Source organism: Dyadobacter frigoris (assembly GCF_005280585.1).
GTDB lineage: Bacteria > Bacteroidota > Bacteroidia > Cytophagales > Spirosomataceae > Dyadobacter > Dyadobacter frigoris.
In genome coordinates this window covers 384740-397353 of record NZ_SZVO01000001.1, presented here as the reverse complement: position 1 = coordinate 397353, position 12614 = coordinate 384740, and the positions used below count along the sequence as shown (strand labels likewise).

The window sequence follows — 12614 nt, the reverse complement described above, 5'->3', positions numbered from 1 at the left end:
TTTTAGGGGTTTGATCAAAGAAAAAGCGTCATATTGATGAACAAGAAATTTACAAAAATGACCGTATCCCAGCTATCTCCGGAATTATTAAAACAACGTCCTGAATTATATCCCGACTTAGATAAACTTTTGGCTTTACCTGAAAAAATAATCCAGTTTGGTACTGGCGTACTCTTACGTGGACTTCCCGATTATTTCGTCAATAAAGCCAATCAGCAAAATATTTTTAATGGCCGGATCGTAGTTGTAAAATCAACTTCACAAGGCAGCGCCGATGCTTTTGAAATACAGAAAAATATTTTTTCTCATGGCATAAGAGGAATTCAAAACGGAGAACATATTGATGAAACCGTGATTAACACGGCTATTAGCAGAACACTTTCGGCAAGTAACCATTGGGCCGAAATTCTGGAATGTGCACATAATCCGGAAATGAAAATCGTTATTTCCAATACAACGGAAGTTGGTATTCAGTTTGTTGAAGATAATTTGCAGGCTTCTCCCCCAAAGTCTTTTCCTGGAAAATTAACCGCTTTTTTATACGAGCGGTTTAAAGCATTTGAAGGATCAGCAGAATCCGGTATGGTGATCGTGCCAACTGAATTAATTGTAGGAAATGGCACAAAACTGCATGAAATTGTTTTAAAACAAGCAAATGAACATGATTTAGGCAAAGATTTCATAAACTGGCTTGAACAGAATAATCAGTTCTGTAACTCGCTTGTCGACCGGATCGTTCCAGGAAAACCTGACGCTGAAACGGTGGCTGAATTATCAGAAAAATCAGGTTATAAAGATGATCTTCTAATCGTTTCAGAAGTTTATAGTTTGTGGGCGATTGAAGGTGATGAACATGTAAAATCTGTTTTGAGCTTTGCTCAAGCTGATAAAGGTGTTGTGATTGAACCTAACATTGATCTTTTCAGGGAATTAAAACTTCGTCTGCTAAACGGTACGCATACCTTAGCATCTGGTTTGTGTTTTTTATATGGATTAAACACGGTTAGGGAAAGTATGGAAAATCCTGAAACGTCTGAATTTATAGCAGATGTTATGCTGAAAGAATTAGCACCGGCTATTCCTTATGAAGTTGACCCAGCCCGCGCACAGGAATTTGGGAATCAGGTTCTGGATCGTTTCAGAAATCCATTTATCCGTCATCAGCTGATCGATATTACGGTTCAGTATACTGCAAAAATGAAAATGCGTAATATTCCTACGCTCTTGAATCATTACAAGATATCAAATGAGGTTCCGGTTCTTTTTGCCAAAGGATTTGCTGCTTTTTTATTGTTCATGAAACCTGTTCAATTGCTGGAAGGTATTTATTCCGGCGAACGAAACAGTGAGTCATATCCGATCCGATGTGATTCTGCCGCCTATTTTGCAGAGAAATGGGAAGGTGCTAAAACTCTGTCCGAGCTGGTTCAGAAAGTATTAAGTGACGATTCTTTATGGGGCGCTAACTTAACTTCTCTGCCTGGTTTTTCCAACGCAGTAAATGAAAATCTGGAATTACTTTCGAAGAAAGAAACGATCATTAATTAGCATTTGCCAGGAATATAAAAAACCACTTGCTGATGATCAGCAAGTGGTTTTCTGATTTTATAAGCTTCAAATTATTTGGTAGCGCGCGTTTCGTATGACTGATTTTTGATCAATTTTAAATGATTAAGCTCCGGAATAATGACAATGCAATCTTTTGGAATCACACCCCTCGTAATCCAGTTATGCACTCTTGCTATGGCCAAACGATTATTCTTGACATAATCAGATGTCGTAATCCATTCAGATAGACTATATTCTTTGTCTGCAATGACCAGTTTACTTTTGGTAATTTCGGTCATCATTTTTTCTATATTATCAAACCGGCTATCAATTTCCGTTAGTGACATTTTCTTTGAGGAAAAATCCATTTTCTTAGAATTGATTTAAGTGTATATTTAAGTATTATGTCTCAGAATTACCAAAATTAAGTCAAATTTAAAGCGCCCTCCACTTCTCAATCCTCAAAAGCAAATCCCCCGGCCTCACCAAGATTATTTCCTTCCAGTAATATCTCGCTATTCTTAAATCCGTTGAAAAAAAGATAGCCAACACCACACATTGTCAGAAATAAAATCCCGACTGTTACCTTGGTCCATATCTTACGGTTATTAATTTCAGGAAAATATCTATCTCCTTTAAGTACAAAATAGCAATAAGCCGGCAACGGATAAATTCCCAGAATGACCGCAGCAAAATTGGTATTAAACAAGCTTATACCTATCACAAGAATCAAAACCGAAATTCCCAGAAACAGGTGAAATTGTTTAAAAAAACGCAGATAACCATCAATATCAACCAGTTCCCGCTGCTGTGCCGACATCGTGTTATAGCCGGAAAGAATGTATCTCGCATTATTTTTAGTGACCAGAAATCCCACCGAAGCGAAGACTAGCGAAAGAATTATTGCAGGAATTATCATGATTTAATTATTTTAAAACAATCAACTTGATCCATTCGGAAATTTCAGTCAAAGCTGTTGGCGAAAAAGTTTGTTCAATTTTTGCATAATCACCCGGTGAGCCGGTTTCACTTTCCTGAAAAAGATGATTCAGTTTAGGCAATTCTTTAATCTTAAAGTTTTTGTTTTCACCCTTTTCCAATGCCATTCTGATCCCTTCCAAATCTTCTTTCGGAGGAACCTGCAAATCATTTGACCCATTCAATGCTAAAACGGGACATTTTACTTTTTCCAAAGTTTCAGCAGGATCATATCGTAGAAAAAATTGATACCAAGGCGTTGCAATCTGATTTACAGATTGCATCAAATACTCATTTCGTTTATCAGCTGGTGGTTGTTGGGTAGCCGGAAGCAATTTAAAGGTTTCATCCATGATAGGTAAAAGCTCCTTTTTTATTTCAGCCAGGTCAGATTTGTCTTTTAATATAGTGTAGCCTTTTTTATTCAATACATCAATTTCATCTAAAACACTTTCCGAAACACCATTTGCCCTAAAAATTAAATGCGCTTGTTTTATCAGAAGCTCATCACCGGCAATACCAGGTCCGGCCAATAAAACAATAAAAGCAATCTCATCCGAGCCAGCCGCTACCATCGGAGCAATCATTCCACCCTCACTATGCCCGATCAGGCCAATTTTCTCCTGATTAATTTCCCTTCTTGTTTTCAGATATGAAACCGCAGATTCCACATCCGTTGCAAAATCTTTCGTTGTTGCTATGCCAAAAACACCGGTGGATTGAGCCGTTCCCCTATCATCATATCTTAAAACTGCAATACCGTTTCTAGTGAGATAATCCGACAAAACCAGAAAAGGTTTATGACCCAGTAATTCTTCATTGCGATCTTGCGGACCGCTTCCCGAGATCAGTACAACAACCGGAAAATTCCCTTCTTTTGCAGGCAAAGTAAGCGTTCCTGCTAATGTTATTTTATCTTTCTGGTTTTCAAATTTAACATCTTCCGAATAATACGGATAAGGTTTGACAGGTTCCTGGGGTCTGGAAAGTTTCGGTTTTTCCAAATCTCCCCGCCCCAGATCCAAAGGGAAAGACTGACCATTTTGTTTAAATATTCCTTTAAAAATATTATCTGCACCTAATGTTCCGCTGTATTCTGCGTTAAGGCTGGTCATGGTTAGCTTCAAAACGGAACTGTTAAATTCAACGGAATTAACAGGAATGCCTTTTGCTCCTTGATTAGGACTATCCAGTGTCGCTGAATAACCCTCATTTGTCTTCGTAACATAAAGAACCAAACCTAACTGCGCACCCGGAACTTTGAGAATTCCGGTCCACTGCCCGGAAATATCCTGGGCCGAACAATTAAGAAATATGAGAATTAGGAATGTAAATAGTAATGTGTTTTTCATTGTGATATATTTGTGAAAAGGAAAAAAAACAATCTCTTGGAGAGCATAAGCAATTACGTTTAAAGAAAAGAGAAAGTAAACAAGAATGTGATCATTGGAATCAAATAACCGTCATGGAGCAAAACACACAACTGGAACTAGCAGCTCAATTCGTTCATAACACCAATAAAAACATCTTTTTAACCGGGAAAGCAGGGACAGGAAAAACTACTTTTCTACATACCCTTAAAAAGACGCTTCACAAAAGAATGGCGATTGTTGCTCCCACTGGCGTGGCTGCGATTAATGCCGGAGGTGTTACGATTCATTCGTTTTTTCAATTGCCTTTTGGGCCGTATATTCCTGAAAGCAATCCAAATGAACAACGTTACAGCCGTTTTAACAAAGAAAAAATAAATTTGATCAAAAGTCTGGATCTGCTCGTGATTGATGAAATCAGTATGGTGCGGGCCGATATGCTGGATGGAATTGATGAAGTTTTAAGAAAATATAAAGACCGGAACAAGCCATTTGGGGGGACACAACTACTCATGATCGGAGATTTGCACCAGCTTTCTCCTGTCATCAAGGATGAAGAATGGAATATGCTGAAACCGTATTATGATACCGTTTTCTTTTTCAGCAGTAATGCGTTAAGACAAACCGATCCTGTACGTATTGAGCTAAAACATATTTACCGCCAATCGGATACTTTTTTTATTGATTTATTGAATAAAATTCGTGAGAATCAGCTGGATAAAATCAGTCTGGCTGCTTTGAATGAACGTTATATTCCCAATTTCAAACCCGCAGAAGACGAAGGTTACATTACTTTAACAACGCATAATAATACCGCACAGGAAATAAATAGCGAAAAACTGGAAGAGCTGAAAGGCAAATCCAAACATTTTGAAGCGCAAATCCATGACGATTTCCCGCAATATGCATACCCCACAGAACAAAGTCTGGCGCTGAAAATTGGTGCACAGGTTATGTTTGTCAAAAATGATTCTTCGCGCGACAAGCTTTATTATAATGGAAAAATCGGTACAGTAACACGTTTTGACGACGATACGATTTTTGTAAAATGTAAAGGTGATTATACCGAAATCGATGTCCATCCTGCGGAATGGAAAAATATCAAATACGCATTAAATCCTCAGACAAAGGAAATTGATGAGCAGGTTATTGGCAGTTTTATTCAATATCCGTTAAAACTTGCCTGGGCTATTACCATTCATAAAAGCCAGGGACTGACTTTTGAAAAGGCGATTATTGACGCCAACAATTCCTTTGCACACGGCCAGGTTTACGTAGCACTGAGCCGTTGTAAAAGTTTTGAAGGCATGGTATTACGCACGCCGATCTCTCAAAATAGTGTAAAAACGGACGGAACGGTAGCCGCTTATACCAGAGATGCCAGTGCAAACGAACCGGATGGTGATCAGCTTACCACTTCGAAAATGAATTTTCAACGTTCTCTGCTACTCGAATTGTTCGATTTCAGTGAAATGAAATACGCTTTTTCCAGACTTAACCGGGTTGTTTCAGAACATGAAAATGTCATCAATAAATCAGTTAGTATTACGTTGAAATTGATTCAGGCAACAGCTGATCAGGATATTTTCAATGTTTCGGATAAGTTTAAAAATCAGTTAAACCAGTTTCTTGCAGAAGCCGGTTTGCCGGAAGAAAATGAAAATCTGAATAACCGTGTTCAAAAAGGCTGTGTTTATTTTTATGATAAAATTGAACAATCCATTTATCCGGAAAGCAGGGCCCTTGAAATAGATGTTGATAACATCGCTGTAAAAAAAGTGGTGGAACTGGCATTGGAAAACTTTCAGCGCGCCGTTTTTACAAAGCGATCCGTTATGCTGGCTTGCAAGGAAATTTTCAATACGGCAACTTATTTACGGGCAAAATCAAACGCAGAAATTGATTTCAAGGTTAGTATAAAAACCGTAACACCCGTTACCAAAGCAGCAGCAGCACTTAAAAATATTCCAAACGCAGAGTTGTATAAAACCATTCGCGACTGGCGGAATAATCTGGCAACAGAAAAAGATGTTCCTGTTTATATCATTCTACCTCAAAAAGCACTGGAAGAACTGGTATCGAAATTGCCAACGACGCTGGCTGAATTAGAATCGGTAAAAGGAATTGGAAAAACGAAGGTCAAGCAATTTGGAAAGGAGCTGGTAACCATGATCGTTACGTATTGTGAAGATAACCAGATTGAAAAAAATACAACGCAGCTTACGCTTACAAAAGAAAAAACGGATACCAAAAAAGTAAGTTTTGATCTTTTCAATTCAGGTAAAACAGTTGAAGAAATTGCAGAAGAAAGAGGTTTTGGCATAACTACGATTGAGACACATCTGGCACATTACATCGGAACCGGTGAACTTGACATTTTCGACATTTTCCCAAAAGAGAAGATAAATAAAGTGATTGATTATTTCATTGAAAATAAGCAGGTAACGTTGAATGAAGCAAAAGCGGCGTTAAGTGATGATATTACCTACACGGAATTACGGGCGGCTTTGAAGCATTTGGAGTTTTTGGGTGCTTGATCCGATAAATAGATAAATTCCGGAATATTAATTTTCGCCGTTTCCTCATTATATTCATAATTTTAATCTAATAACTCATAAACATTTTGGTCGCTTCGGTTACAAACGGTTACTTTGTGGTGAAACTATATTTCTCACCCAAAATTCTCGACCTTTATGAAAAAAAAATCCGTTTCTCTACTGCTTCTTTGGCTGCTCCTCAGTGTTTCCTTTATCAGCTGTACCGATCATGATGTTGAGCCGCAAGCGTGGCTGAATAACCTTGAAACTTTATTGGGCCAGGGTACAAAATCAACCGTAGAAGGGTGGATTGATGCAGGACTGGATGACGAAAAAACAAAAGAGGCCTTTGACAAGTCCGGAGACAAAGCTGCTCTGTTCAACAGCTTAAAAACTGCAATCAGCATTTACGATCAGCGCGTTTATATTGAAGACTGGGATCATATTCCCGGTATCGAAAAAGGAAATTATGTAGCTAATGGATTAAAATCCGGAGTCTCCAACGCTTCCTGGGCTAATCCTGATCTTGACTTATCAGCGTCTGATGCTGCCAACTTTGCAGATGCAAAAGCGGATGAACTTTCGGCAGGGACAAAAATTTATCGCGTTACCGGCGGAAATCCTGCTGGTGGATATTGGACAGCGCAAATCCCCGCTTCGGTGGGTGATGTTATTGGTGGTACTGCCGTTCGTCCGGCCTGGAATAATTTTTCAAAATTCTATGTTTATGAGGTTCCGGCTGGCCAAACATTAAAAGTATGGAGAGGCACTACCGCCGCGCAGCAGATCGCCGACGGTGTTATCAATCCATTTCTTCCCGGAAAAGCTGAGCAGATCTTTATTCCTTTTGTAGTAAGAGATGCTACCTTTAAGACACTTGTTAAAGAAATCCCGCTACCATGGTAAACGAATTATCTCAAATTGATCACTTATTTAAGGAGTTGATAGCATTATTATCAGCTGAATCACAGGTAGATCCGTACAATGTTCAATTTTTAAAATATGTGGAAGAGAGGCGATCTCTTGTGAAACAGACTGATGGAAATCAGGCCAAGGAAGCTATCAGGGGTATAAACCGCTATTCAGATGAATTCGCTTTTTCAGATGCTCATGCAAAAAAAATCAAAGATATTATTGATTCGCTGTATGATCTGGTAAACTGCTGATCTGAATTTTGGTAAAATAAAAGACGAAGCCCAACGCCAAACTATTATGGCCGGGCTTCGTCTTTTATACTATTATCTGATTAAGCTTTCGCTCTGAACTCCTTAATCAAACTTATACTTTCTGCAACTTTTTCTTCAATCCACGCATAATTCCCTTCGCTGATAACATTTTTCGGGAAAAGATTTGAACCCATTCCTACACCATAAGCACCTGCGCCGAACCATTCTTCTATACTTTCTTTCGTTGGAGCAACACCGCCTGTAACCACAATTTTCACATGTGGCATCGGACCTTTTACCGCTTTTACAAAAGCAGAACCGTAAACTTCGCCAGGAAATAATTTTACAACTTCCGCTCCGCCTTTCAACGCATGGAAAATTTCTGTTAGTGTAGCAATTCCCGGAATCCATGGAATATTCGCTTTAAGACAAACTTGCCCAACTTCAGGATTTGTAAAAGGTGCTACAACGAAATCTGCACCGGCATCGATGTATTTCTGAGCCGTTTCAGCATCATAAACTGTACCAATTCCCAAAGCCAATCCCGGAAGATTTTCAAGACTGTAAGCGATTAAGTCTACAAAAACTTCGTAAGCATTTTCTCCGCGGTTTGTAAATTCAAATGCACGGGCTCCGCCTTTGTAACTGGCTGTTAAAACTGCTTTTGCTACTTCAATATCTGCGTGATAAAATAGTGGCAATAAGCCTGTTTCGTTCATCAAAATGATGGTGGTATCTTTATCTATTGTTGCCATAATTTATTTTCAAATTTTCCACAGACGGCTTATTACGGTCCGCTGCACCTTTATTTCGGATCGAGCTTATCTGATTCTACCGCGCGGCGGACCGCAATTATTTTGGTGCTCTGCACCTTATATTACAGATCAATTTCTCGTTTCCACAATTATTTCGGTGCTCCGCACCTTTTGATCATCTATCTTCTTATTCTTCCGGAAGTTTCTCCCTGACGGATGGCTTCAACTTCCGAAACCGTTGAAATCAATGCGTCTCCTTCAATAGTATGTTTCAAAGCAGAAGCGGCAACGCCAAATTCCAGTGCTTTTTGTTCGTCATTGAAAGAAATTAATCCATGGATCAATCCTGCAATGAAAGCATCTCCGCCTCCCACTCTGTCTACAATCGGATTAATATCGATATCCGCTGTTTCCAGCACCGATTCTCCGTTCCATAAATAGGCTCTCAACAAATTATGAGTGGCACTGATGGACGTCCTTTTCGTATCGATAACCCGGCTGACTTGTGGAAAAGCCTTCTTTAGATTAACACAGGATTCAACAAAATCTTTCCCTTCAATGCCAAATATTTCGCTGATATTCTCGCGGTTGGCAATCACGATGTCTGTCCCGGCCGTTAAAGCAGGAAGTACTTCAGAAGGTTTTTTACCATATTTCCACAAATTGGCACGATAAAAAATATCGCCTGAAACTTTAATACCTTTTTTACGTGCAGCCTTAATTCCAGCCAGACAAGCATCCGCAGCGCCCTGAGAAAGCGCAGGCGTAATACCCGCCCAGTGAAACCAATCGGCATCTTTCAGAATTTCATCCCAGTTCAGTTCACTTGGATCAATTGTGGCCAGAGAAGAATTTGCGCGGTCATATACAATTTGGCTTGCTCTTAAAGCGGCACCGGTTTCCAGAAAATACACGGCCATTCTTGGACCGCCATAAATAATATTCGAAATATCAACACCATGAAAATGAAGAAATTGTGCGGCTGAGCGTCCGATCGGAGAATCCGGAAAGCGGGTTACGTGAGCTGTATGATGGCCCCAATAAGCGAGTGCAGAAGCTACGTTCGCTTCACCGCCTGCATAGGTAACGTCGAGTTGTCTTGCTTGTTCAAAACGGGAGAAGCCGGGGGTAGACAGACGCATTAAAACTTCTCCAAAGGTTACTATTTTAGACATAAATTACTTTTTCAATTTTAATCAGAAATGGTTAGGTCAGCATTTATTTCAATGCCGGAATAGTATTTAAATTACTGACCGCTAAGTTATACCAAAAGCCGGCCGATTTCCAAAATCAGACCGGCTTTCTGCAAGAAGGTTTTAAAAACAAATACCTACCTTCAAAAACCAAAGTAATTTTTGGCATTGTTATAAGAAACATCCTGAACCAGTTTTCCAAGCCAGGGAAGATCTTTTGGCAATTCGCCATTTTCAACATCGTTACCAATCAGATTACAAAGTATGCGACGGAAATATTCATGGCGCGGATAAGACAAGAAACTTCTAGAATCGGTTAACATACCTACAAAACGGCTTAAAAGTCCGATGTTGGAAAGCGCGTTCATTTGCTTTTCCATACCGTCTTTCTGGTCTAAAAACCACCAGCCTGAGCCAAATTGCATTTTTCCGGGTACCGTTCCGTCATTGAAATTTCCGGTCATTGTTGCGAGAACTTCATTATCTCCCGGATTCAGGTTATAAAGCACCGTTTTGGCAAGTTGATCCGTAGAATCCAATTTGTTTAGAAACTTCGATAAAGCTTGCGCCTGACTATAATCACCGATTGAATCCCAACCTGTATCGGGCCCTAGCGTGCTTAACATCCGGGAATTATTATTTCTCAATGCACCCAAATGAAACTGTTGCGCCCAGTCTTTGCTATGATCCATTTTGGCAAGATCATATAATAAAACCGATTTGAAAGCCGTACGCAACTCAGCCGAGCTGGTTTTTCCCGATAACGTTTCTGCCAATGCCATGCGTGCCGCAGATTCGTCAAAAGATGCGTAAATATGTTCCAGACCGTGATCTGATAACCGTCCGCCCATTTCAGCAAAAAAGTCGTGACGATTTTTTAAAGCAGCCAGCAAATCGTCATAAGTACTGCCGTTTGACACGCCAGCCACTTCAAATAATTTATTCAGATATTGCTGAAATTCAGCCGGAGAATCGATTAGTAACATCGCTTTGTCGGGGCGGAAAGTTGGCAATACTTTTATATCAAAATCGCTGTCTGCAATGATCTGATGGTGTTCCAGAGAATCTGTCGGATCGTCCGTTGTGCAAATCACCTTGACATTCATGCGGCGCAAAAGATTTTTTACGCTGAAATCTTTCTGCTTTAATTTCGCAGAACATTCGTCATAAATTTCTCTTGCAGTATCTCTATTAAGCAGGATATCAATGTCAAAATATCTTAGCAATTCGAGATGGGTCCAATGATACAGCGGATTACGCATCGTATACGGAACGGTTGCGGCCCATTGTTCAAACTTTTCCCAATCACCTGCATCGCCTGTGCAATATTTTTCGTTGATGCCATTTGCACGCATCGCACGCCATTTGTAATGATCACCGTAAAGCCAGATCTGCGTCAGATTTTCAAACTGCTTATCCTGGGCAATCTGATCCGCAGGAAGGTGACAGTGGTAATCAATGATCGGCATTTCTTTCGCATAATCCTGATATAATATGCGTGCAGTTTCGGAACGTAAGAGAAAATCTTCGTCAATAAACGTTTTCTGTGCGGTCTTATTTGTGGCTATCATTGCTGATTAAATAATATATCGTTCGTCGGTTAAAAGCAATTTATCGTTGCAGTTCTATGACGACAATTTCTGTTTCTTACCCGAAAAAATTATAACCCTCTTTCGATTCCCATCTCCAAACCACGTAGTTCAGCTAATCCACGTAACCTTCCAATGGCCGTATAACCAGGATTCATGCGTTTTGTAGCCGTTAAATCATCCAGCATTCTGTGGCCATGATCGGGACGGAAGGGCATTCTTAAATCTTTTCTGTTTTCAGAAATCCTTCTTTTTTGTTCCAAAATCAAAGCATACATCACAGCATACATATCCACATCACCATTCAAATGATCAGCTTCATAAAAACTTCCGTCCGGTTCCCGGCTCGTAGCACGCAAATGGATGAAATTTATTTTATCGCCCAAGCGATTTACCATTCCTGAAAGATCATTATCAACCCTCACCCCATAAGAACCAGTGCAAAAACAAAGTCCATTGGCTTTACTGTCGTAAGCGGCAAGCAATAATGTTGCGTCATTTTCTGTACTCACCACACGTGGTAAACCTAGAATTGGATAAGGCGGATCGTCCGGGTGAATGGCAAGATTTATTCCTGCTGCTTCTGCAACAGGTGCAATAGCCTGGATAAATTGATACAAATGTGTACGCAATTCCAGATCACCAACATTTTTATAAGTACTTAAAACCTGACGAAATTCTTCTATTGTAAAACTTTCTTCGGAGCCAGGCAAACCGGCAATAATATTGCGGGTGAGTTTGTTAACCTCATCTCCACTTGCTTTTTCCAGCCAGGCTAACGCCGCAGTTTTTTGCTCTTCACTATACTGATTTTCAGCTTCTTCTCTTCTTAATATATAAAGATCAAAAGCAGCAAATTGTGTTGCATCAAACCTTAAACCGGTCGAACCATCATGCATAGGCGCATCCAGATCTGTTCTTGTCCAATCCAGGATCGGCATGAAATTGTAGCAAACCGTGTCAATTCCACATTTACCTAAATTGATTAGCGACTGCTGATAATTCTGAATATATTTTTCAAAATCTCCGGTCCGGGTTTTAATGGCTTCATGAACCGGGACACTTTCCACAACGGACCATGTTAGGCCCGCCGCTTCAATAATTTCTTTGCGATTCAGAATTTCATCAATTCCCCAGACAACGCCATTGGGTATATGATGTAAGGCGGATACAATTCCCGTGGCTCCTGCCTGACGGATATCCTGTAACGAAACAGGATCATTTGGGCCAAACCAGCGCCAAGTTTGTTCTAATGACATAGATTAATGGCTGTCGGCTTTCAGCTTTCGGCAATCGACCGTTAAGCTTCCAACTTTTCAGCGGATTTAGATTTGTAAATTATTGAGCTATTTCAGCCGGTAGCATTCAGCTTTGGCATCCAATATAGCTTCAAGTTAAGCAGCATTTAGTAAAATTTATCCCTTTTATTAAAAGTTGAAATAATTAGGATTCTGGCTATTGTCCTCAAAAGCCGAAAG

Annotated in this window: 11 protein-coding genes; 4 read left to right on the top strand and 7 right to left on the bottom strand. The window is 39.8% G+C overall.

The features are described from left to right. The first annotated feature begins 36 nt into the window (after nucleotides 1–36). On the top strand, nucleotides 37–1548 hold the full coding sequence (locus tag FDK13_RS01845; protein ID WP_229215866.1) for a tagaturonate reductase: 1512 nt from the start codon (nucleotides 37–39) through the stop codon (nucleotides 1546–1548). A 71-nt stretch (nucleotides 1549–1619) separates the two neighbouring features. Here the strand turns inward: FDK13_RS01845 and FDK13_RS01840 are convergent, their stop codons facing one another. From FDK13_RS01840 to FDK13_RS01830, 3 genes are all read right to left on the bottom strand, one after another. After that, nucleotides 1620–1916, bottom strand: a complete 297-nt coding sequence (locus tag FDK13_RS01840; RefSeq protein WP_137338268.1) for a globin family protein — start codon at nucleotides 1914–1916, stop codon at nucleotides 1620–1622. An 86-nt stretch (nucleotides 1917–2002) separates the two neighbouring features. After that, nucleotides 2003–2467, bottom strand: coding sequence for a DUF3784 domain-containing protein (locus FDK13_RS01835; RefSeq protein ID WP_137338267.1), 465 nt, complete (start codon nucleotides 2465–2467; stop codon nucleotides 2003–2005). Between the two features lie 7 nt (nucleotides 2468–2474). Next, a complete protein-coding gene (locus FDK13_RS01830) occupies nucleotides 2475–3878 on the bottom strand; it encodes an alpha/beta hydrolase family protein (protein WP_137338266.1) in 1404 nt (467 codons plus the stop codon). A 113-nt stretch (nucleotides 3879–3991) separates the two neighbouring features. Here FDK13_RS01830 and FDK13_RS01825 point away from each other — a divergent pair, with 113 nt between their 5' ends. From FDK13_RS01825 to FDK13_RS01815, 3 genes are all read left to right on the top strand, one after another. Beyond that, a complete protein-coding gene (locus FDK13_RS01825; protein ID WP_137338265.1) occupies nucleotides 3992–6433 on the top strand; it encodes a helix-turn-helix domain-containing protein in 2442 nt (813 codons plus the stop codon). Nucleotides 6434–6589: 156 nt separating this feature from the next. Then, nucleotides 6590–7339, top strand: a complete 750-nt coding sequence (locus tag FDK13_RS01820; RefSeq protein ID WP_137338264.1) for a hypothetical protein — start codon at nucleotides 6590–6592, stop codon at nucleotides 7337–7339. Next, complete coding sequence (locus FDK13_RS01815; RefSeq protein WP_137338263.1) at nucleotides 7333–7599, top strand: hypothetical protein; 267 nt, start codon at nucleotides 7333–7335, stop codon at nucleotides 7597–7599. Before FDK13_RS01820 ends, FDK13_RS01815 begins: the two co-directional genes overlap by 7 nt. Nucleotides 7600–7679: 80 nt before the next feature. Here FDK13_RS01815 and FDK13_RS01810 read toward each other — a convergent pair whose 3' ends face one another. The 4 genes from FDK13_RS01810 to uxuA form a co-directional block, all read right to left on the bottom strand. Beyond that, the gene (locus tag FDK13_RS01810; protein ID WP_229215865.1) at nucleotides 7680–8354 is read right to left on the bottom strand and encodes a bifunctional 4-hydroxy-2-oxoglutarate aldolase/2-dehydro-3-deoxy-phosphogluconate aldolase; all 675 of its coding nucleotides are present in this window, start codon (nucleotides 8352–8354) and stop codon (nucleotides 7680–7682) included. A gap of 179 nt (nucleotides 8355–8533) precedes the next feature. Next, the gene (locus FDK13_RS01805; protein WP_137338262.1) at nucleotides 8534–9529 is read right to left on the bottom strand and encodes a sugar kinase; all 996 of its coding nucleotides are present in this window, start codon (nucleotides 9527–9529) and stop codon (nucleotides 8534–8536) included. A 161-nt stretch (nucleotides 9530–9690) separates the two neighbouring features. After that, on the bottom strand, nucleotides 9691–11118 hold the full coding sequence (gene uxaC / locus FDK13_RS01800; protein ID WP_137338261.1) for a glucuronate isomerase: 1428 nt from the start codon (nucleotides 11116–11118) through the stop codon (nucleotides 9691–9693). Nucleotides 11119–11207: 89 nt separating this feature from the next. Next, on the bottom strand, nucleotides 11208–12395 hold the full coding sequence (gene uxuA / locus FDK13_RS01795) for a mannonate dehydratase (RefSeq protein ID WP_137338260.1): 1188 nt from the start codon (nucleotides 12393–12395) through the stop codon (nucleotides 11208–11210). Nucleotides 12396–12614 lie beyond the last annotated feature (219 nt).

Bases quoted from the DNA above. Each gene is read 5' to 3' on its own strand.
- FDK13_RS01845 (WP_229215866.1), top strand. From the start codon at position 37: ATGAACAAGAAATTTACAAAAATGACCGTATCCCAGCTATCTCCGGAA.
- FDK13_RS01840 (WP_137338268.1), bottom strand. From the start codon at position 1,916: ATGGATTTTTCCTCAAAGAAAATGTCACTAACGGAAATTGATAGCCGG.
- FDK13_RS01835 (WP_137338267.1), bottom strand. From the start codon at position 2,467: ATGATAATTCCTGCAATAATTCTTTCGCTAGTCTTCGCTTCGGTGGGA.
- FDK13_RS01830 (WP_137338266.1), bottom strand. From the start codon at position 3,878: ATGAAAAACACATTACTATTTACATTCCTAATTCTCATATTTCTTAAT.
- FDK13_RS01825 (WP_137338265.1), top strand. From the start codon at position 3,992: ATGGAGCAAAACACACAACTGGAACTAGCAGCTCAATTCGTTCATAAC.
- FDK13_RS01820 (WP_137338264.1), top strand. From the start codon at position 6,590: ATGAAAAAAAAATCCGTTTCTCTACTGCTTCTTTGGCTGCTCCTCAGT.
- FDK13_RS01815 (WP_137338263.1), top strand. From the start codon at position 7,333: ATGGTAAACGAATTATCTCAAATTGATCACTTATTTAAGGAGTTGATA.
- FDK13_RS01810 (WP_229215865.1), bottom strand. From the start codon at position 8,354: ATGGCAACAATAGATAAAGATACCACCATCATTTTGATGAACGAAACA.
- FDK13_RS01805 (WP_137338262.1), bottom strand. From the start codon at position 9,529: ATGTCTAAAATAGTAACCTTTGGAGAAGTTTTAATGCGTCTGTCTACC.
- uxaC (WP_137338261.1), bottom strand. From the start codon at position 11,118: ATGATAGCCACAAATAAGACCGCACAGAAAACGTTTATTGACGAAGAT.
- uxuA (WP_137338260.1), bottom strand. From the start codon at position 12,395: ATGTCATTAGAACAAACTTGGCGCTGGTTTGGCCCAAATGATCCTGTT.